Consider the following 19,895-nt stretch of genomic DNA (forward strand, 5'->3'; position numbering starts at 1 on the left):
AGTTGTCAGGGGTTTATTGCGTTTAGAGACTTTGCGTAAAAGGAATACGGCATAGGTAGGGAATAGCTTATGGGGTGGACTTGCGTATGATAACCGCGTAATGAGCCCTTTTCACTATTTTTGCGCCGTGCAAAAACCCTCCTACCTCACCCCCGAAGCGTTATCTACTTTCATCCGCACAGCTCTTGCTGAAGACGTGGGCGACGGTGACCATTCTTCTCTAGCCTCAATTCCGGCTGACGCGCAGAAGCGGGCCCGGCTGCTGGTGAAAGATGAGGGCGTACTGGCCGGAGTAGAGCTAGCACATTTAATATTCCGGGAAGTAGATCCAACTCTGCAGGTAGAACAACTGCTTGCCGACGGCGCCCGCGTAAAGCACGGTGACGTGGTACTGACGGTGGAAGGCCGCGCCCAGAGCATCCTGACGGCAGAGCGGCTGGTACTCAACTGCATGCAGCGCATGAGCGGCATTGCTACCAAGACGGCGCACATATCTACGCTGCTGGCCGGAACCAAAGCCCGCTTGCTCGACACCCGCAAAACCACGCCTAACTTTCGGCTATGCGAGAAATGGGCGGTACTTATCGGGGGCGGCGTCAACCACCGCTATGGCCTCTTCGACATGATTATCCTCAAGGACAACCACGTCGATTACGCAGGTGGTATTCGGCAGGCTATTGAGGCCACCCAGGCGTATCTCCGCCAAACCGGCCGACAGTTGCCTATTGAAATCGAAACGCGCAGCTTGGCAGAAGTGCAGCAGGCACTCGATACTGGCGGCGTTTCCCGCATTATGCTCGACAATATGTCACCTACCGAACTGCGCGAGGCGGTGCAACTCATTAATGGCCGCTTCCCGACCGAAGCCAGCGGCGGCATCACCGAGCATACCATTGCCGAGGTAGCCGCCTCGGGGGTCGATTTTATTTCCGTGGGAGCCCTCACCCACTCAACTAAAAGTCTCGACCTGAGTTTAAAAGCTTACTAAGTGGTTGAATTGCTGAATGGTTAAATGGTTGACCGTTCATCGAGCCATTACAACATCCAACCATTTGTTATACAGCAATTCAACCAGCCAAGAAAATGCAACAACCTAATCAACGCGGAGGCTATCGGCAGCAACAGCAGGTGCAAGCCGGCTCGCCGTTGGCCATTCGCACTAAAAAGCATCAACTCGACTCCAACCTTTACACCCGTGTGGCTATGGGCCACGTGTGGCGCAAGGAGTGGTGGTTTGCCTTAATCCCGTTTGCGGTGGGCGTATTGCCTGCTGCTATCTGGCCCTCGTGGTGGTGGCTGGTGGCTGGCTTGGTACTGGCGCTGCTCTACGTGCTGCTGCGCTCTTCTCAGATTACGGCCGTCACGCAGATGGAGCAGACCAAACCGCTGTTCGAGCGGATGAGCTACGTTATCGACCAGCGGCAAATCGGCTTGATGCAAAACGAGAAAGAAGGTCGCGGAATGGGCGTGAACTGGGAAATGATTGGGCGCGTGAAGCGCGAGCCCGACGGCTATTTGCTCTGGTTCCGCAACCAAGATCCACCGGCCGACATAACTGGCTGGCGCGGCTGGGTAGCCCGTACCTTCGAGACCCCCATGTTCCTGCACGTTCCGTTTAAAGTATTCAACTCGCCTAACGACCAGAAGCTGTTCGAATCGATGTTGCGCCGCAAGAACTTGCTGCCAGTTGAAGAAAAAGCGTCGTAGGCCAACTACTTAACAATCAACAACCCAACAATATGACCAAGCAACTTGTGCTTTCCGCCCTGGCCGTAGCCACACTTTCCCTAGCCGCTTGCAGCAGCGAACCTTCCGATTGGCGGCCCGAGAATAAAGTGTCGGTGGATATGGTAGAGCCCGGCTCCCGCTCTTCCGACAACTTCGACCAGCATACGGCGGCTGCCGCCGACCAAAGCAAAGGCGGGGCCATTGAGCGTCCAATTAGCTCGCACGTAGACTTAGAAGGCCGGGAACGGCCCAGCGCTGACGCCAACGTATCGGCTGATGCTAAGAAGGCAGAAGTAACTAAGCGCGCCGAAGACCGCGCCGAGGCGGGCGGCAAACCAGTGAAGCCTGAAGACGAGCCAGCTCCGGCTGTCAACAAGGCTCAGCCCCACGAATAAGTGTTGCAAAGCATGAGAGGATTCTCGTTGAGGCGTACTGCCGTGGCCGTGCTGCTAACAACTGGTATTGGCTTGTCGGTGGGCTGTGAGAGCAAACCTGCTACCTCTACTACCGCGCCAGCAGTAGACAGCGCCGAAAAAGCGCCGGCTTTGGCGGCTGCTTACATCTGCCCAATGGGCTGTGAAGGCAGTGCTAGCAACGAGCCCGGCAAATGCCCCGTGTGCGATATGGCTTTGGAGCCTAATCCCGACCATAAGCCCGCTGCGCAATAGGTAGCTGATTAACTGAAAGATAAAGAGGAACCTGAGTGGCGAATACGCTACCTGGGTTCCTCTTCATCTTTCACAAGTGCACCTATGTTGCAACTATTTTGTAACATTGTTGCATAATAAGTTCGTACAGCGAGCTGGAGCCTATTAGCCTTTGTGGTGATATAAAGCTTTAGCTATTTGGAATAAGCGCTTCTTTGGCGCTCATAACCAAGGAACCTCTACGAGTTATGTAGGCTAGCCTTGTGGGTGCTGCGCCTGCTTCTGTTTGCTTATGTCACAAATTGCCGCGCCTGAGCCCGAGTGGTTTAGCACTTGGTCTAATTCGCTGTACCACAGCCGGAGCTTCACCAAGGCCAGCATATTCATTGATGCGCTGCAAGACCACTTGCACTCTAAGCCCGACGCACACATACTGGACTTGGCGGGCAGCGAAGGGCAGCATGCGCTGCAATCAGGTGAGCGAAACTATCAAGTAAGAAGGTTGGAGTTATCGGCAGGAAGCATTGCGGCGGTGCCGCAGTACATACGGCTTTACTTTCGTGTGCCTGACATGCGCAACCCACTGCCAAAATAAAGCAGACGACTGAGATAATAAACGGCTGATTAATAAGGTAAAGAACCAGAAGCGGCCACTAAATTTTACATCAAGTTTCCTGTCCCTCTATGTGGTTTGCCGTTCTGCTGTTGTTCTGTACTGTGTTGGGAGCCGGTTGGGCCACCCAATTGGTACCAACGGCCAGTACTACCTGGATGAAGCCACTGCTAGCTTTTAGCGGCGCTTATCTGTTTACGCTTACTATCACCCATTTGCTGCCTGAGGCCCTGCTGCTGGTGCCCGGCGACATGCACCGCATTGGCTACTTTGTGTTAGCAGGCTTTTTCGGCCAGTTGGTACTGGAAGTATTTTCGCAAGGCGTGGAGCACGGGCATGTTCACCATCATACCTCACATGCCGGACACGTACCGTTTCTGTTGTTGTTTTCGCTGCTGATTCACTCCTTCTTGGAGGGCAGCATCTTGGTGAAAGCGCCCGTAGTAGGCACCGTAAGTGACAACTTCTACGCTATCCTGACCGGTGTAGCCTTACACCATATCCCGGCGGCTTTTGCGCTGGTAGCGGCCCTGGTATTGCGGCTCGGTAGCTTCCGGCGGGCACTGCCGTTTCTGGTGCTTTTTGCGCTGGCAGCTCCCGTGGGCATTGTAGTCAGTAATTACGTGGTATTGGACCAGCTTTTAACCGGGGGCTTGTATGCGGCACTACTTGGCTTTGTAGCCGGCAACTTCCTTCACGTTTCCACCACTATCCTCTTCGAAACCAGCCCTGAGCATCGCCTCAATTTGCCCAAACTGGTTGCTACCCTGGCTGGCACTGCTTTAGCGCTAGGGGTGGAACTCCTGTAAGGCAACGGAATAGCGGAGTAGTTGAGTAATGCCGTTTGATAAGGCGAACGACTTACCTATTTACTCCGCTACTCTATAGCCAATCGTCGGCGTCGAGGGTGGGGCCGGTGCTGCCTAGTAGGTGCTCGAACTGTCGGGCGCGGGCGCGCTGGAGCATGAGCTCGTGCTGTAGGGAAAGCAGCCGCTGCCGCATAGCCAGCACAATGTCGATGCCTTCTTTGCTTAAGCCTAACTCATGCCGCAAGCGGGCCAACCGGGCCAGATGCTCCGGCTCGTCGTGGATGGTGCCGGTAGCGGAGTCGGTGTCAAGCAGCCCTAGATCGGCGAATTCTCGCAAGTCGTTCTCACTTAGACCGTAGCGCAGAGCACAGTCGTGGTAGGTGATGCTGATGATGTGGGTTTTCATAGCGTTTAGGTCGCGGGGTTAGTCGTTGCGCAGGGCGGCTAGCTGCCGAATCAGCTCTTTCTCTTTGTCGGTGAGCTGCTGCGGAAGCTGTACTGTGAGGCGGAGGTACAAGTCGCCAAACTGGCCTTCTTTGCGGTACACCGGAAAGCCTTTGCCCCGCAGCCGCAGGCGGGTTCCGTTTTGCGTTTCGGGCTTGATGTTGATTTTCACTGGCCCCGATAAAGTATCTACCACTTGCTCGCCGCCTAGCAAGGCGCGGTAGAGCGGTACTTGTACTTCCTGCGTGAGGTCGTTGCCGTTGCGAGCAAAGCGTGGGTCGGGCAGCACGCGTAGCGTGATGTAGAGCGAGCCGTTGGGTCCGCCGTTGCGGCCCGGAGCCCCTTGGTCGCGCAGCCGGATGGTTTGGCCGTCTTCCACGCCCGGATGAATAGTGATGCGCAGGCTTTTGCCGTTCACGTTGAGTGTGCGCGGGCCGCCGCGGTAGGCGTCTTCCAGCGTCAGTTCTAGTTCGGCTTGATAGTCGGAGCCAGCACCCGCTTTGGAGCCGCCAGCGCGGCCGCCCATGTTGCCGAAGATAGAGCCGAAGAAGTCCGAGAAATCGGCTCCGTCGCCGAAATCGGCGCTGCTGAACCCGCCTTGCTGCGCGTACTGCGACCAGTCGAAGCCGCCTTGTGCTTGGCCTCGGCCCGCGCCGGCCTGCTGATACCGTTGCCAATCGGCCCCTAGTTCATCGTACTTACGCCGCTTTTCTTCGTCCGAAAGCACTTCGTTGGCCTCGTTCACTTCCTTGAACTTACGCTCCGCATCCGGATTGTTGGGGTTCACGTCGGGGTGATATTGGCGGGCCAGCTTGCGGTAGGCTTTCTTAATTTGGTCGGTGGTGGCGTTTTTATCTACGCCCAGCGCCTTGTAATAATCCTTGTATTCCATGCGGCAAAATAGCGGCAGTAAAGACAGAAGCGAAAAACGATATGCCGCCTACGACAACTTTACGGATTTATGTTACGCCGCGCCATTTCAACCCGTGAAAAAGCTTTCTTGATCCCAATAAACACACGGCCCCAGCTCGTCTGGGTTAGACAAACCGGGGCCGTAGCAATCTTATGGTAGTAAGGCGTATTACTTCTTTGTTGGGTCGTGGCCCCAATTCATAAGCGAATAACGCCAGCGGGAGTGCTCGATATCGGAGTCAGGCTTCTGGGCGGAGTGGCGGCTAACGTAGCTGTGCACCTTGTGCATGTGGGCTTCGTCATCGGGGGTGAGGTCGGCCTGCTTTTTCTGTAGGATGCGGATGATATGCTCGCCGGATTTGTGCCCGATGCTCTGGCCGTCGCCGCTGTCCTGACCTACCGAGTTCGACTCTTCGGTTTTCAGCCATTTCTCTAGCTCGCTGGCCGTCATGTTGACATCCGCTTTAAATTGAGCGTAAATAGTATCGTCTGTTTTGGGTGCTGAACTCATACGTAGTAAGCTGTAATAGTGGGAAATATCCTCCAGCAAACAAGCCGTGGTAGATAGGCAAACGAAGTAGTGTGGAGCTGGGTTGCTGAAATGGAACTGGCCCTTCTTTTGTATGTTACGCTGTTATTATTTCCCCATCTCGTTTTCTTTCCCTGCTTCTATGAATAAAACTTCCACTTTCGCTTTGGCTTTGCTGCTCGGATTGGGCAGCGTAGCCGCGCAGGCCCAAACCAAGATACCGCCCCGCAAGCCGGTGCAGCCCAAGGCCAAAGTTGTTAGCACAGGCGCTAGCATCAAGGACGGGGTGACGATGAAAGACGGCAAGTTGCTGATGACCCAGAGCGGCATCACCAACCCCGTTACCCAGGAAGCGGCTCTCGTCAACGGCACCAAGATCAAGCCGGATGGCACCGTAACCATGGCCGATGGCACTACGGCTACCCTAAAGGAAGGCGACTATCTGTCTTTATCAGGGCGTTTGACTACGGCCGCCGCCAAAGCGCAGCAAGACAGCCTGATCCAGGCTACCCGAGACAACAGCAAGTCGAAATCAAAAAAGAAAAAGGGCCGGTAAGCCCGTTGTTATTTCACGCAAGCAAAAGCGGCCCGGACTATACAATCTGGGCCGCTTTTGCTGGGTAGCTACCAACGTTTTAGCGTTGCGAATAGTCCTGCAAAATTTCTAGAGCCTCGGCATCGTCCTTGGCTTCCACTACCTCGTTGATTACGAATTGTACTTCGGCCTCGGTCCAGCTTTGGGCCTCGGCAGCTTTTATAAAAGCTTCAAGCGCAAGGAAGCGGCCCGGCTTCACCGGCACCTGCCAAGCTACTTTTTTGCGGATGCGCATGGGGGTTTGTTGAATGATGGCTGAATGTCGTACGCGTTATTGCCGGTCAGCAGGTACTTGCCGAAGCAGGCTACCTTTTCTTTTTCACCACTTGCAGTTGCACCGGCGCCACGCCAGCGTCGATAATACCGATTTTACGAGCGGCTTTTCGGGAGAGGTCCACTATGCGGCCCTTGGCGTGCGGGCCCCGGTCGGTGACGGTAACTTTTACGGAGCGGTGGTTGCGAGGATTCGTAACGCGAATCACAGTGCCGAATGGCAGCGTGTTGTGCGCTGCCGTGCGCTTGCTGCCCCGGTAAGTGGTGCCGCTAGCCGTTTTGCGTCCTTCAAACTTGTCGGCGTAGTAGGAGCCCTGTCCGCTTTGCGTAAAAGCGGATTTGCCGCCGGAGCAAGCTCCTAGCAAACAGGTTAGCACAAACAGGACTAGCCACGAGCAGGCAGAAAAGCGCCGGGCACGGGGGCGTTGCGGGCGCAGTAGGTGAGCAGAGACGGGAAAAATCTTCATAAGGTAGTAGCCCAAAGATATACAGTCCAGCTACATAGTGCGGCTTTGCCAGTATCACCTCCGGCCGGAATAGCAAAGCAGGTAGCTTACTTGGCGGGTTGCGTGGTAACGGCCTTATTGGGAATGCGCAGGGCTAGTAAGCTTTCGAAGCTGCCTTGAAACACGTTGAAGTCTACGGTGCCGCGAATACCTGGAATGTAGGATTCGTCGGAGTGCTGCCAGATGATCCACTTTTCGCGTGGCAAGCGGGGTTGGTCGACCTCATAATGGGCCAGCCAGAGCGGGTACTTGTCGAAGTGGCCGGCGAGGTAGCGCTTGTAGAAGCTGTAGTTGGAGTACAGGATGGGGCGCACCCCGTAGTGACGCTCAACTAGCCGCAGCCATACCGCCACGTTGCGGCGCATGACGGACACATCATGAAACTCGGCGTGCTCGACATCGAGCACCGGGGGCAGGTCGCCGGGGGCTAGCGGCACGGTGCGGGTGAAAAGGTTGGCTTGCCGTGCGCCATCGTAAGTGGGTTGGAAGTAATGGTAGGCACCGCGGTAGATACCGGCTTTGTGAGCGGCGTTCCAGTTGCGCTGGAAGCGAGAGTCGCGCATCGTAACACCTTCCGTGGCTTTGATGAAAGCGAACTTTACATGGTTGCGCGATACTTCTTTCCAATCGATGCGGCCCTGGTAGGCCGACACATCAATGCCATGCACGGCATAGCCGGCTAGCAACGGCGTTTTCTCGCGCCCAGTTAGGTGCCCACTCACGAAAGATGCCCACGCCCGGCGCGCGTGGCGGTGCAGCTGGCGCCGATAGTACCCGTAGAACACCAACGACGCCACCAGCAGTAGCAGGCCCATCCAGCGGAGCACCGGACGCCACGGGGCGGGAGACGCAGGAGGAGCAGGGCGGCGTTTCATGAGAGTGGTCATGGCAAAAGTAACGACGGCGCGCGTTGAACTAGTGTCTTCGTAGCGTAAACTACCAGTTAGTGCCTGCTTTTTTACGACCTTGTCCCACGTTTTATTTCCTTGTTTGCTATGTCGGTACCTGCCTCTTCTGCTTCTGATGCCCGCGACGAAAACGGGCACCTCATCCGTGAGCTGCACGGCGTTACGCTGGCAGCTATTGTCGAGTATTTGCAAGCGCACTACGGCTGGTCGGGCTTGGATCAGCGGCTGCGCATGAACTGTTTTGTGGAAAACCCGAGTGTGAAATCAACCCTCACTTTTCTGCGCCGCACGCCTTGGGCTCGCGCCAAAGTGGAGGCGTTGTACATTGATACCCGTACTGCCGAAGTAAACGCCAGACAGAAGTAATTGCTAGATGCAAGTGCTTAGCCCGCAGCTTATTCCAAGCCTATACACGTTCATTTATTTGTTCGCCACCTATGGCCGATGTTACTGAGAAATCTGGTCCGCTGGCGCTGCTGGTAGGCTTCGTGCTGTTCGTCGTTTTTGAAACGGCAGCTTACTACTTGCTCCGGTGGGCAACATCGCCGCTTGGAATGTCCAACCAGCTCCAGCCCGAAAACACCATTGTACCCAATTGGGTGAAAACGGTGGTATTTCTACTGCTGCACTTGGCCCTGGTAGTGGTAGCCGTGCTAACGCTCAGCAACCAATTGCCGCGGCGGTATCGGGGACAAGTAATGGGCTGGTTTTATTTGTCGCTGGTAATGGGGTTTCTGCTGCTGATTCCGCTGTTCGATTAACCGAGGATAGTTAAAAGAGCTTGAGGCAGAGCCCCGATTGGTGGGCATCAGTACAGCACGGCTGGTTAGCTCGAAAAGTAAGGGGCAAAAAAAAGCCACCGCGGGAGGCAGTGGCTGTTGAGAAAAGGTGCCGGTCGGTCCCGGCGTTATAGGCAAGCGTTAATAAAGATTAACGCTGCTTGATTTCGATTTCGCGCTGTTGGCTGCTAGGATCCAGGTAGGGAATGCGCACTTGCAATTCGTTGTTCTCGTGAATGGCATCGATACGCGACAAGTCCAAATTGGCGGGCAAGTCGAGGATGCGCGTGAAGAGCGGCGCGCCCAACTGGTCTTCTGGCTGGTGGCGAAATTCGCCGTACACCGTCATCCGGTTGTTGTTGAGTACGACGTGGATATTCTCGGGGCTAACAGAGGGAGCTGCTACCCGAATAACCACGCCTTTCTTTAGCTTATCAACGCGCATCTGGGCTTGTGCAATACCACCGCCCAACGTGTTGAGCAGGTCGAGTTGCGGGGCCATGTTGCGGATGAATTCTCTGCTTATCAGGTTCATTGGTTGTGTCTCCTTTCGTAGTTACACGAGGGATTATACAAACTGTGTACCAACAATGAGGGGGTAAGGTAAGGCACCTGTTTCGGACAGAAAGGCAGGTGTTAAAGCCCGATAATTAGGGTATATCGGCCATTGTGTCGGATAAAAAGAAGTGTTTTCGCGAGCGAGCAGACACCTTAGGCGGGTTTGTCAGGCCATTCGTAAAGGTCTTTTAAGGACGCTCAGGTACGATTAAGCGGCCTATTTCACGTTGTATGCAGAAGCAGTAGTTGAGTTATAGCCACCTTTCGTGCGTCAAGCTACGTTGAAAGGTAATCTCGCTCATATCCTCTGCCTTTGTCCATGAAAACTGCTGACGCCTTCAACCTAGCCAAACTGCCCAGCCACGCCCCCGCCGAATTCCACAAAACTGCCACCCTCCGGCAGATGAAGAGCATCAAGCAAGAATTGATTGCATTGCAGGACCGCCTATATGCCGAGAACACACGCAGCGTTTTGGTCGTGTTGCAGGGAATGGATGCCAGCGGCAAAGACGGCCTGATCCGGCGGGTATTTAGTGGCCTCAATCCGCAAGGTGTACGGGTGCATTCGTTTAAGGAACCCACCGAACTAGAACTGTCCCATGACTTCCTGTGGCGCGTGCATCAGCAAGTGCCGCCTAAAGGCATGATTCATGTGTTCAACCGCTCCCACTACGAAGATGTGCTAGTGACCAGGGTGCAGGGTTTAATAACCCCCGAAGATGCGCGGCGTCGGTTTGTAGCCATCAATAACTTCGAGAAGCTTTTACAGCAAGCCGGCACCACAATACTTAAGTTTTACCTGCATGTATCGGAGAAGGAGCAGCGGGAACGGCTGCTTGAACGTGTGACCGACCCCGAAAAACGCTGGAAATACGAAGCTGGTGACGAAGACAAAGCCAAGCAGTGGCCTGAATACCGAGCCGTGTATGAAGACGTATTCGAGCACTGCAATCCAAGCAGCTGCCCTTGGCAACTAATACCTGCCGACCAAAACTGGTACAAAGCCTACGCCGTGGCCAAAACACTGCACGACACCCTCGTACAGCTTGATCCGCAATACCCATCCTCGAAGGAAGAGCGCCCAAAAGCCAAAGCCACTAGGTGAAAAATAGGTAGTAAGTGTACTGTTCAATAATACCTTGTTAAATATTAATCTACTAAGTATGTCTTACCTTAAGCTTCACTTACTAGATCTTATATCCCACTATGATTGCGTGACGCTATAGTTTCATCAAGATGCTACCTGTCTGTCAAATCAGTAGGATAACTGGTAACAGAGTTGTTGTCTTGTAATCAAATACTTATTTGACTTTTTGTCTGCGCATCGATCCCAAACTTATTTTATTTACACTTTGCTGTCTTTTTATGAAACCTGTTCTCTTTCTTGCTGTCCTGCTTTGTTTAGAATCGTGTGGCTTTGCCACCAAGGTAGATCCACGGATTGCATATATTCGGCAAGAACACCAACAATTACTCGCTAAACAGCAACAGATTGCTAAATCTGGAGAGCAAGGCAATATTGCCAGAATGGGACTACAGCGACTGATACAGCAGAGTGAAGCTATTCAACAGGCGCTAGATCAACTTGATCCTAGCAAATCCCAAGAGCCTGCTCAAGTGGCACTAGTAACAGAACTAGCGCGTCAGCAGGCTAAATTAATAGAGGGAAGTAATGCTGTGGATATGATGATGGAGCACACCCGGATAAGTACATCAGAGAGCATTACGAGTGGAGCACAGGAAACTACTGTAACGGAAGGCAATTGAGAAGCTGGCATCACCATGTTCAGATTCTACTTGCACTCCTACTCAGAATTTTAGGGTAAGCTAATAGGCTATAACAGTGGTAATACGACGGGCTCCACGATTCGCTCGAAGCGCATACGGCCTTCTGCATCAAGTCCCATGGCCTGGAAACCGTTGCCGAGTAACACCTGCTGCGAAGCCGGATTGTCGGGGAGGGTGTGGGCTACTAGACGGCGCACCATGCCCGTACGCTCCGCCTGCTCGATCAGGCCGGTTACCAGTTCGGTGGCTAGGCCTTGGCCGCGCCAATCGGCGGCTATGGAGTAGCCGATTTCGGCAGTTCCGCTGGCATCAGGTGGGCCCATGAAGCCACCGGCACCAACAAGCGTTTTGGGTGAGGTAGGGGTGGCTTTGCGGATGGCGTACCAGCCGTACCAGCCAGCGGCGGTGCGGCCCCCGGCCGTGAGTTGGTCGAGGAAAAAGCGCATGGCGTCCTCGTCGTACTCGCCGGGTGGCCAGTCGGTAGGTAGGGCCGCGCCGAGCAGGACGGGGAAATAGCGCGGTTTGTGTAGTTCAGCGGTAAGAAGAGCCCGGCTGGCCGCTAGCAGCGTGAGCCGGGGTGTTTGATGAATGAGCGGAATCATGCCGGAATATACGCGTACTAGCCGGCTAGGTAGCAGGTAAGGCGTGCCGTTACTAGCTAACCCACTGACGGAATTACGACTAAACGGCCCACGCAAGGCGCTCAGCCAGCTAGCATACAGCCAACAACAAGCGCCACTACCTTTCGTTGGCGAACAAGGGCGGAATCTCTCTGAAAGGCCAATCCAACAGAATAGATTCTATACCAGCTGCACCTTCTTGAGCAATGAAGTAAAATCCGCCGGCGAAGGCACCGTAAAGGGCACCTTGCTGGTCCATAAGCAAGCACAACGGGTCCGAATAAGCTAAGCCCACTACACTCAACGCCTGGTGCGGGACGCGCGGACTGTACTCGTGCAGCAGGTGTGGCAAATCAGGAAATGCGGCGCCTCTTTCTACCTCGAAAAAAGCCTGACTAGTGCTATGGTCGTGGCGAGTGAAATAGCATGAAAGGCCACCGAATTCCCGCAGAAACTTGTCGGCGGCCGGCAGCCAGGGTAACTGCAATCGGCTAGCCTGCTGCCGATACAACTGCGTATCGACGTTGCGCCCCGGAAACCAGCCAGCTTCCGTCATGATGTGATGCACTTCGCTGGAAAAAGCAAACATGAGGAGCAGAGTCAGGCACGAACCGGGAGTAAGATAGCAACAGAGATACATAGAATTAAAAATATTTAATGTGGGAATTCTCTAATGTACCCAGTTCGGTGCACTACCAACTTGTAAGTGTTGAGGTAGCAAAGGTCAGCTGTAAGTTGCTGTGCAGGCAGTACTGGCAATTGACCTTACGGCTCCTTTATTTACTTGATAATCAGGATTGAGATAATATAAAATCGAGCAATTGATGCAACAGGCTAGCAGCTATAGAGTCTTTGCTATGCTCTTAGCTGAGTTGCCTTTCTTGCTGTTAGTGGAAGGGTAGGCGCTACACTTAATTAAATTCCCCGTCCATGAAAAAGCTGCTGTTTTCCTTGGTTGTACTCGGTTGTTGGTTAGGTATTGCCTCTGCTGCGCAGGCGCAAGGAACCCCCGTTATGCCTCCCCCGGCCACGCCTCCTCTACCGGCCGACATGCAACCGCGCACCCCTGTGCGCCCCGTAACGTTGGATGTAGAGGCTTCTTCTCGAAAAGCCACCAAGCAGAAACCTGAGTTAAAGACCAGCAAGCCCAAGACCGAGCAGAAAAAATCGAAGCCCACAGGGGGCACCGGAACGGGGCGCGCAAACGGGTAGTAGCCCGTTAAGTATCAGTTGTGTTGGTGTCAGAGAGCTCGGCATCAAGCTATGTTAGGCTTGAAATAAGCAAAACCTTGCGCGTTCGGAACAGTTAATGCAGACTATTTCATTCGCATTTTCAGTCTGCACATATGTCTGTTTCCGCTCTTTTTACGCCTTTTACGTTGCGTGGCGTTACGTTTCGCAACCGCATTACTGTGTCGCCGATGTGCGAATACAGCAGCCAGGACGGCTTCGCCAACGACTGGCACCTTGTGCACCTCGGCAGCCGCGCCGTGGGTGGCGCCGGCCTGATAATAAGTGAAGCCGCGGCCGTTTCGCCCGAGGGCCGCATCACCCCCGACGACCTTGGCATCTGGAAGGACGACCACATTGCCGGCCTGCGCCGCATCACCGATTTTATTGCTAGCCAGGGTTCTGTAGCTGGCATCCAACTTGCCCACGCGGGCCGCAAAGCCAGCCATGCTAGTCCCTGGAAAGGAGGTACGGTAGTGCCCGAGTCTGACGGTGGCTGGCTGACGGTAGCGCCTAGCGCCGAACCCTTTACGAGCGCCGAGCCAGCTCCGCTAGAGCTTGATAAAGCGGGCATCGAGAAGGTGCGAGCTGATTTTCGGGCCGCCACGCAACGGTCGTTGCAAGCTGGTTTCCAAGTAATTGAGCTGCACGCTGCCCACGGCTACTTGTTTCACGAGTTCCTGTCGCCGCTTAGCAACCACCGCACCGACGAATACGGCGGCTCGTTCGAGAACCGCTGCCGCTTGTTGCTGGAAGTAACCGAAGACACCCGCGCCGCTCTGCCCGACCATCTGCCGCTCTTGGTGCGCATCTCGGCTACCGACTGGACCGAAGGCGGCTGGACCATCGACGATTCTATTGCCCTGGCCCACCAACTCAAAGAGCGGGGTGTTGACTTAATCGACTGCTCCACTGGTGGCAACGTACCCAAAGCCGACATCCCCGTTGGCCCGGGCTACCAAGTGCCCTTTGCTACCCGCGTTCGGGAGGAAACCGGCGTGCCCACCGGCGCCGTGGGCATGATTACCACCGCCGCGCAAGCCGAGGAAATTGTTGCCAAAGGCCAAGCTGATTTGGTGCTGCTTGCCCGCGAACTGCTGCGTGACCCGTATTTCCCGTTGCACGCCGCTCATGAGTTGGGGGCCGAGGTGACGTGGCCCGTTCAATACGAGCGCGCCCAACCAAGAAGATAAGTAATAGATTATTAAGGTGGTGAATGCCACAAAAGGGTTGTCATCCTGAGCTTGCGAAGGACTTTATAACACTTGAACGATAGCCGTAACAACGGCTCGTGCTACTGTCGTAAGGTCCTTCGCAAGCTCAGGATGACAACCCTTTTTGTTGATTTATATCTTCGCTACTTCACCTATTGCCAGCGGCCGAACTTGCCGGCCTGGTAATCCTGGTAGGCTTGGCGGATTTCATTTTCGCTGTTCATCACGAAGGGACCAGCCGCCACAATAGGCTCCTGGAACGGCAACGCGTGGCCGAGCAGCAGCACCGCGTCGGATAGTGCTTCGATGTGCAGTTCGTCGCCGTCGTAGTTGAACTCGGTGAGGCGAAGGGCTTCGGTTTCCTGTCCGTTCACGCGCAGCTTGCCCCGAATGGTGTAGAAGAAGATGGTGCGTTCGGCGGGAATGGGTAGCTGCAATTTACCGCCCGCCTGGAAGTTGATGGTGGCGAGCTGAATGTCGGTGAGCGGCTGCATGGCGCCCGCAGTGCCAGCCCACTCTCCCGATACGGCATGGATGTTTACGCGGCCTTCGTCTAGCGTAACGGTCGGGATTTCAGGTTCTTGCAAGCCGGTGTACGCGGGTGCCGTCATCTTATCTTTGGCGGGTAGGTTCACCCAGAGCTGCAAAATCTCCAGCGGCCCACCGGTGCGCTTAAACTCCGGCGACGATACTTCCGCATGAATCAGGCCGCTGCCAGCCGTCATCCACTGGATGCCGCCCGCCCCGATGATGCTTTGGTGTCCGCCCGTGTCCTGGTGCATGATGTCGCCCTCCAGGATAAAGGTCACCGTCTCGAAGCCGCGGTGGGGGTGCGGCCCGAAAGGAAGACCCCGGTTGTTGGGCCGGTACACCTGCGGGCCGTGGTGGTTCAAAAACAAGAACGGGTCGAGGTGGTCCACCGAATTGGTGGGCAACGCCCGGTACGTAACCAAGTCGGCTATGGGCGAGCTGACGGCTTGGTGCTGCTGCTTGATGGTGCGCATGAAAGCGGGTTGAGGTGGCTAGTTCAGTAGGTTGGTAAACTCCAAAACCTGATGCAGGGTTAGGGCTTGCAAGTCCTAGTAACGCAGTAGCGCCCTACGATGGTCATGCCTTCTGCTTAGCGTGATTCACTGTAGGGCGCTACTGTTATATGCCCGGTGCTTACAGAGGGCCGGTGTGCATCTACTTGTCGGTCCAGACTGTGACGCCGGGGCAAGGCAATACTTTCTCGCCTATCACGATTTTGCTGCTAGCCGGCAGGGGCAGCGTATACGGCTTCGAGGAATAGTTGACAGCCACCCAGAAACCGTCGCGATACTCCACGTTTACACCAGCCGGGTAGTCGGCCGTCTTGATACCAGCTTGCTGGTACACCGAGCGCAGAACATTCTTTTCCAGCTCCCCACCATCGGTATCGACGCCGATGTAGGTGACGGTGCCTTTGCCTTGCTTAACCTGCGTGACGGCCGCTTGACCGGCGTAGTACTGGTTGGCGTAGGTACCCAGGGTTTGGGTGCCCGCCAGGGGCTTGAGTACGTCGCCCCAATTGTTCCAGCGGTAGTTTTTGCCCGCGAAGCTCACTTGCCCGTCGGTGTCGGGCATCATCATATCAAAGAATTGTACTTGGGCCCCGATTAGCTTGTAGATGGGGGCCGCCCAGGTGGCCTGCCACAGGTGGCTGTCCCGGTCTTTCTGGCCGGTGCGGCACGTTACTACCAGTTGGCCGCCGTTGTTGGCGTAGGCTTGCAGCTTGGCAATCAGGGCTTCATCAACCAACTGATACGCCGGCACCACCAGCATTTTATAAGCACTCCAATCCATCTGCTCCGACACGAAATCAACGGGTGCGCCGAGGGCTTTGGCGGCTAGGAAGTACTTCATCTGGTGCCCGAACGGGTCCCACTGCGTGGTTTGCTTCTGGATATCCTGGTCCCAGAGGTTGTCCATGCTGGTCAGAATGGCCGTGCGTCGGGTAGTAAACTCGGCGGGTGGGGTAGCGGCGGGCTTGTACTGCTTGCGCAGCGCTTTCACTTCCGTGATGTACTTGGCAAATTCCAGCCCGCCGGGTGTAGTCGTCACGCCGTCGGAACCCACAATGCCGTAGTGGTACATCTCGGAGCCGTAGAGGGGCTGGCGGAAGCGGTAGGTGCAGTTGAGGGCGGTGCCGCCGGCAAAGGTGTGCCACAGCCACATGCGCACCGAACCCGGCTCGGGCTGCGGGTTGATGGCGCCCCAGTTCACTTGGCCTGGCTGCAATTCCATCACCCCAAATACCCCTTTGTTGAGGGCGTGGTGGTAGTCGTTGAGAAAGGCTAAGCCCGACATCGAGCCGACCCGAAACCCTTTGTCGCCAAGCATTTCGTCGGCGCCGTGCACGGGGTACTTGGTGTAGCAGGTGAAGTCCAAGTTCTTGGTGCGGGTGGGGTCGAAGCCGGGCGCGTTTTCCATCACCATGTAGTTGGTCATAATCCACTGATCCGGCGACAGGTGCTTGCGTAGCGTAGCCGCCTGGAAGTCCAGGAAGCCCGCCATCTGGTCGGCTACGAAGCGCTTGGAATCCAGCACCGCGTGGGGGCTCGGGCCGTAGAGTAGGCGCTGGTTCGGGATGTTGATTTGGTCGAAGTCGTTGTACATCACGCTCCAGAAGGCCGCGCCCCACGCTTTGTTCAGTGCCTCAATGGTGCCGTACTTTTTCTTGAGCCACTCCCGAAATTTCTGTTGGGCGGCCGGACTAAAGTCTACGCCGCGGGCGGGTTCGTTGTCGAGCTGCCAGCCCATGATGCGCTTGTCTTTGCCGTAGCGCTTGCCGAGCTCCGTCACAATTTGCTCGGTGTACTTGCGGTATATGTCGCTGGAAGTGGAGTAGTTGTTGCGCGAGCCGTGCTCAGCCGCTTGGCCTTCGCTGTTGCGCTGAAATATCTCGGGGTGCTTCTGCGTGAGCCAGACCGGGGGCGTGGGCGTGGGGGTGCACATGATGACGCGCATCTTGTTTTTGTCGGCCAGGTCCACCACCTTATCGAGCCACCGAAAATCGTATTTGCCTTCTTTGGGCTCCATAAACGCCCAGGCAAATTCACCCACGTGGATGTACTCGAACCCCAAGTCGGCTATCTTTTTGATGTCCCGGTCCCACTGGCTTTCGTCCCAGTGCTCGGGGTAGTAGTACACGCCAATCTGCGTGAGCTTTTCCTTGGGGAAGAAGCGTTGCGGCGACTGCGCCGATTGGGCGAAGCAACTCACGACACCGCACCACAGCAGTAGCAAGAGAAGAGCTTTGTTCATAAGGGTAGGGTAAGGAGGATGGCAATGAGAGCAGGAAGCGCGACTGCCTACTTGGCACAAAGATGTTTATCTGTTTCCAATAAAGATTAGCACCTGAAATAGCACTAGCGCCGCAACGCTACGCTCCTACCGTGTGTCCTTGCCGTTAAGGCAAGATGAAGAACAGGTTTTCTGCACGCTTTATCTTGCTGCCAAACTGCCCTCTTAAGCCGCTCCCTTCTTCTCCACCGATTCACTTCTTGATGCGAAACCAGTACTACCTACGTACCCTGACGGCCGCCTCCGTTATTGCCTTGGCGGGCTGTGCCACCGGCAAAACCACGGCTCCCACGGCTCCCACGGCATCCACGGCCCCGGCCACTACTTCCACCACCGCTACGGCAACTGCTGTTCCCTCTATAAAAGGAGTTGGCATCAATCCCGCCGACATCGACTCCTCTGTATCGCCCTGCGACGATTTTTTTCAGTATTCGGGTGGCAATTGGTTGAAGGCCAACCCTGTGCCGTCCTACGCCTCTAGTTGGGGACCCCGCAACCTGCTCGGCGACCGGACTCAGGCCCTGCTGCGTCAGATCCTGGAAGAAGCCGCGGCCAACACGTCGGCTACCAAGGGCTCCAACCTCCAAAAGGTCGGTGACTTCTATGCGTCCGGTATGGATTCAGTAGCTTTAGAAAAGGCTGGCCTAACCTTTTTGCAGCCAGAGCTGAAGCGCATTGCGGCCATCAACGACCAGAAGAGCCTGCACGCCAGCTTGGCCCGCCAGCAGATGCTCGGGACTGGTGCCTTCTTCCGGGCCGGCGTCAGCCCCGACCGGAAGAACAGCTCCGTGTACGCCGTCAACCTCAACCAGGGGGGCCTCGGCATGCCTGACCGGGACTACTACCTCAAGGACGATGCCCGCTCCACCGCCATCCGGACGGCCTACGTCACCTACATGACCAATACCTTCCGGTTGATGGGCGACTCGGAGGCCACCGCCAAGCAGAAAGCCCAAGCGGTGTTGGCGCTGGAAAAGAAGTTGGCCGAAGCCAGCAAAACCCGCGTGGAACTGCGCGACCCGCAAGCCAACTACAACAAGATGACCGTGGCCGACTTCCAGCGCCAGTATCCCAACGTGGGGCTGTCGGTGTTGCTGGCGGCCAACGGGTTAGGCGCGGCCAAGGAAGTAATTGTAGGGCAGCCGGCCTTCTTCCAAGAACTAAGCACCGTGATGAAAGCCACGCCGCTGGCTGACAGCAAAACCTACCTAACCTGGCAACTGGTTAGCTCGGTGCCGTCGGCACTGCCCAAGGCCTACAGCGACGAAGCGTTCCGGTTCCAGCAGGTACAAAGCGGCACCAAGCAGCAGCCGGTGCGTTGGAAGCGCATGCTGGCCGCCACTGATGCTACGCTCGGCGAGGCGTTCGGGCAACTCTACGTAGACAAGGCGTTTCCGCCAGCGGCCAAGCAGAAGGCACTGGAAATGGTAGCCAACGTTCGGGCCTCCATGACCGAGCACATCCAAACCAACACCTGGATGAGCGACGCCACCAAAGCGGAAGCCCTAAAAAAGCTGAACGCCCTGCGCGTAAAAATCGGTTACCCTGATGTGTGGAAAGACTATTCGGCACTCACCATTTCGCGTGAATCGTACCTGAAAAACGTGTTGGCGGCCCGGCAGTGGAACTACACCCAAAACGTGAAGAAGTACGGCGGCCCCATTGACCGCAACGAGTGGAGCATGACGCCGCCCACCATCAATGCCTACTACAGCCCGCCGATGAACGAAATCGTGTTTCCGGCTGGCTACTTGCAACCCCCGTTCTTCGACCCCAATGCCGACGACGCCGTGAACTACGGTGCCATTGGCGGCGTGATGGGCCACGAAATGACGCACGGCTTCGACGACCAAGGCCGCCAATACGATTCGCAAGGCAACCTCCGCGACTGGTGGACGCCTACCGACGCCACCGAATTCACGAAGCGTGCCGCCGTGGTGGGCCGCCAGTATGATGCCTTCTCGCCCCTCGACTCCGTCCACGTCAACGGTAAGCTCACGATGGGCGAAAACCTGGCCGACTTCGCGGGCCTCACCATCGTGTACGGCGCGCTCCAGAAGCAGCTCCAGAAACAGTACGGCGACAAGCCCCGCCCCGTCATCGACGGTTTTACACCCGAGCAGCGCTTCTTTTTGAGCTGGGCCCAGCTGCGCCGCCAGAACATTCGGCCCGAAGCCCTGCGCCAGCAAATCCTCACCGACCCGCACTCGCCCGGCCAGTACCGCACCATTGGGCCACTCATGAACATGCCCCAGTTCTACGAAGCCTTTGGCTGCAAAGAAGGCCAGAAGATGGTCCGCACAGAAAGCGACCGGGCCAAGATTTGGTAGATGATTCTACTTGTAAGCTGTGGTTTTACAGATACTTGCGCAGGATGCCTGTCATCTAAAGAAGGAACCTAACCCAGCTTAATTTTGA

25 protein-coding genes are annotated in these 19,895 nt (G+C 55.8%); 14 read left to right on the plus strand and 11 right to left on the minus strand.

The features are described 5' to 3' along the window. Positions 1-100: 100 nt before the first annotated feature. The 6 genes from nadC (at position 101) to P1X16_RS14250 (ending at position 3,797) form a co-directional block, all read left to right on the plus strand. Positions 101-988: a carboxylating nicotinate-nucleotide diphosphorylase gene (gene nadC / locus P1X16_RS14225; RefSeq protein ID WP_277230128.1), complete on the plus strand. Its 888-nt coding sequence runs from the start codon at positions 101-103 to the stop codon at positions 986-988. 95 nt (positions 989-1,083) lie between these two features. Next, positions 1,084-1,707 (plus strand): hypothetical protein, encoded by a 624-nt coding sequence (locus P1X16_RS14230; RefSeq protein ID WP_277230131.1) that lies wholly within the window; start codon positions 1,084-1,086, stop codon positions 1,705-1,707. A 32-nt stretch (positions 1,708-1,739) separates the two neighbouring features. Next, complete coding sequence (locus tag P1X16_RS14235; RefSeq protein WP_277230134.1) at positions 1,740-2,123, plus strand: hypothetical protein; 384 nt, start codon at positions 1,740-1,742, stop codon at positions 2,121-2,123. 12 nt (positions 2,124-2,135) lie between these two features. Then, positions 2,136-2,396, plus strand: a complete 261-nt coding sequence (locus P1X16_RS14240; protein ID WP_277230137.1) for a heavy metal-binding domain-containing protein — start codon at positions 2,136-2,138, stop codon at positions 2,394-2,396. Positions 2,397-2,667: 271 nt separating this feature from the next. Beyond that, on the plus strand, positions 2,668-2,970 hold the full coding sequence (locus P1X16_RS14245) for a hypothetical protein (RefSeq protein WP_277230140.1): 303 nt from the start codon (positions 2,668-2,670) through the stop codon (positions 2,968-2,970). Between the two features lie 89 nt (positions 2,971-3,059). Beyond that, a complete protein-coding gene (locus P1X16_RS14250; protein ID WP_277230142.1) occupies positions 3,060-3,797 on the plus strand; it encodes a ZIP family metal transporter in 738 nt (245 codons plus the stop codon). Between the two features lie 73 nt (positions 3,798-3,870). Here the strand turns inward: P1X16_RS14250 and P1X16_RS14255 are convergent, their stop codons facing one another. The 3 genes from P1X16_RS14255 to P1X16_RS14265 all read right to left on the minus strand — a co-directional run bounded on the left by P1X16_RS14255 (position 3,871) and on the right by P1X16_RS14265 (position 5,664). Continuing rightward, a complete protein-coding gene (locus P1X16_RS14255) occupies positions 3,871-4,203 on the minus strand; it encodes a hypothetical protein (protein ID WP_277230145.1) in 333 nt (110 codons plus the stop codon). An 18-nt stretch (positions 4,204-4,221) separates the two neighbouring features. Next, positions 4,222-5,133: a J domain-containing protein gene (locus P1X16_RS14260; RefSeq protein ID WP_277230147.1), complete on the minus strand. Its 912-nt coding sequence runs from the start codon at positions 5,131-5,133 to the stop codon at positions 4,222-4,224. A gap of 189 nt (positions 5,134-5,322) precedes the next feature. Continuing rightward, a complete protein-coding gene (locus P1X16_RS14265) occupies positions 5,323-5,664 on the minus strand; it encodes a DUF3140 domain-containing protein (protein WP_277230150.1) in 342 nt (113 codons plus the stop codon). Positions 5,665-5,824: 160 nt separating this feature from the next. On the opposite strand from P1X16_RS14265, the gene P1X16_RS14270 reads away from it, so the two are divergent. After that, positions 5,825-6,238 carry a DUF6799 domain-containing protein gene (locus tag P1X16_RS14270; protein WP_277230155.1) on the plus strand — a complete coding sequence of 138 codons (414 nt, stop codon included), beginning with the start codon at positions 5,825-5,827 and terminating at the stop codon, positions 6,236-6,238. A gap of 79 nt (positions 6,239-6,317) precedes the next feature. On the opposite strand, the gene P1X16_RS14275 is transcribed toward P1X16_RS14270, so the two are convergent. The 3 genes from P1X16_RS14275 to P1X16_RS14285 form a co-directional block, all read right to left on the minus strand. Further along, positions 6,318-6,512 carry a hypothetical protein gene (locus P1X16_RS14275; protein ID WP_277230158.1) on the minus strand — a complete coding sequence of 65 codons (195 nt, stop codon included), beginning with the start codon at positions 6,510-6,512 and terminating at the stop codon, positions 6,318-6,320. 70 nt (positions 6,513-6,582) lie between these two features. Beyond that, complete coding sequence (locus P1X16_RS14280; protein ID WP_277230160.1) at positions 6,583-7,017, minus strand: septal ring lytic transglycosylase RlpA family protein; 435 nt, start codon at positions 7,015-7,017, stop codon at positions 6,583-6,585. An 86-nt stretch (positions 7,018-7,103) separates the two neighbouring features. Then, a complete protein-coding gene (locus P1X16_RS14285) occupies positions 7,104-7,943 on the minus strand; it encodes a glycoside hydrolase family 25 protein (protein ID WP_277230163.1) in 840 nt (279 codons plus the stop codon). A 108-nt stretch (positions 7,944-8,051) separates the two neighbouring features. On the opposite strand from P1X16_RS14285, the gene P1X16_RS14290 reads away from it, so the two are divergent. Both P1X16_RS14290 and P1X16_RS14295 read left to right on the plus strand, forming a co-directional pair. Beyond that, on the plus strand, positions 8,052-8,330 hold the full coding sequence (locus tag P1X16_RS14290; RefSeq protein ID WP_277230165.1) for a VF530 family protein: 279 nt from the start codon (positions 8,052-8,054) through the stop codon (positions 8,328-8,330). A 71-nt stretch (positions 8,331-8,401) separates the two neighbouring features. Beyond that, positions 8,402-8,725 carry a hypothetical protein gene (locus P1X16_RS14295; protein ID WP_277230167.1) on the plus strand — a complete coding sequence of 108 codons (324 nt, stop codon included), beginning with the start codon at positions 8,402-8,404 and terminating at the stop codon, positions 8,723-8,725. 169 nt (positions 8,726-8,894) lie between these two features. Here the strand turns inward: P1X16_RS14295 and P1X16_RS14300 are convergent, their stop codons facing one another. Continuing rightward, positions 8,895-9,278, minus strand: a complete 384-nt coding sequence (locus P1X16_RS14300) for an Hsp20/alpha crystallin family protein (RefSeq protein ID WP_277230170.1) — start codon at positions 9,276-9,278, stop codon at positions 8,895-8,897. 342 nt (positions 9,279-9,620) lie between these two features. On the opposite strand from P1X16_RS14300, the gene P1X16_RS14305 reads away from it, so the two are divergent. Beyond that, a complete protein-coding gene (locus P1X16_RS14305) occupies positions 9,621-10,406 on the plus strand; it encodes a PPK2 family polyphosphate kinase (RefSeq protein ID WP_277230173.1) in 786 nt (261 codons plus the stop codon). A 260-nt stretch (positions 10,407-10,666) separates the two neighbouring features. Then, positions 10,667-11,068, plus strand: coding sequence for a hypothetical protein (locus P1X16_RS14310; RefSeq protein WP_277230176.1), 402 nt, complete (start codon positions 10,667-10,669; stop codon positions 11,066-11,068). A gap of 68 nt (positions 11,069-11,136) precedes the next feature. On the opposite strand, the gene P1X16_RS14315 is transcribed toward P1X16_RS14310, so the two are convergent. Further along, positions 11,137-11,691: a GNAT family N-acetyltransferase gene (locus P1X16_RS14315; RefSeq protein WP_277230179.1), complete on the minus strand. Its 555-nt coding sequence runs from the start codon at positions 11,689-11,691 to the stop codon at positions 11,137-11,139. 136 nt (positions 11,692-11,827) lie between these two features. Then, positions 11,828-12,298, minus strand: coding sequence for an SUKH-3 domain-containing protein (locus tag P1X16_RS14320; protein ID WP_277230182.1), 471 nt, complete (start codon positions 12,296-12,298; stop codon positions 11,828-11,830). Between the two features lie 341 nt (positions 12,299-12,639). Between P1X16_RS14320 and P1X16_RS14325 the strand changes: the two genes are divergently transcribed. Continuing rightward, positions 12,640-12,921 (plus strand): hypothetical protein, encoded by a 282-nt coding sequence (locus P1X16_RS14325; protein WP_277230187.1) that lies wholly within the window; start codon positions 12,640-12,642, stop codon positions 12,919-12,921. Positions 12,922-13,055: 134 nt separating this feature from the next. Continuing rightward, entirely contained in the window at positions 13,056-14,132 is a 1,077-nt protein-coding gene (locus P1X16_RS14330; RefSeq protein ID WP_277230188.1) for an NADH:flavin oxidoreductase/NADH oxidase, read from the plus strand. 173 nt (positions 14,133-14,305) lie between these two features. On the opposite strand, the gene P1X16_RS14335 is transcribed toward P1X16_RS14330, so the two are convergent. Continuing rightward, positions 14,306-15,157, minus strand: a complete 852-nt coding sequence (locus tag P1X16_RS14335; protein ID WP_277230191.1) for a pirin family protein — start codon at positions 15,155-15,157, stop codon at positions 14,306-14,308. A gap of 181 nt (positions 15,158-15,338) precedes the next feature. Then, complete coding sequence (locus P1X16_RS14340) at positions 15,339-17,438, minus strand: beta-galactosidase (RefSeq protein WP_277230193.1); 2,100 nt, start codon at positions 17,436-17,438, stop codon at positions 15,339-15,341. Between the two features lie 242 nt (positions 17,439-17,680). Here P1X16_RS14340 and P1X16_RS14345 point away from each other — a divergent pair, with 242 nt between their 5' ends. Further along, complete coding sequence (locus P1X16_RS14345; protein WP_277230197.1) at positions 17,681-19,807, plus strand: M13 family metallopeptidase; 2,127 nt, start codon at positions 17,681-17,683, stop codon at positions 19,805-19,807. Positions 19,808-19,895 lie beyond the last annotated feature (88 nt).

The organism is Hymenobacter sp. YC55, assembly GCF_029433095.1.
Classification (GTDB): domain Bacteria; phylum Bacteroidota; class Bacteroidia; order Cytophagales; family Hymenobacteraceae; genus Hymenobacter.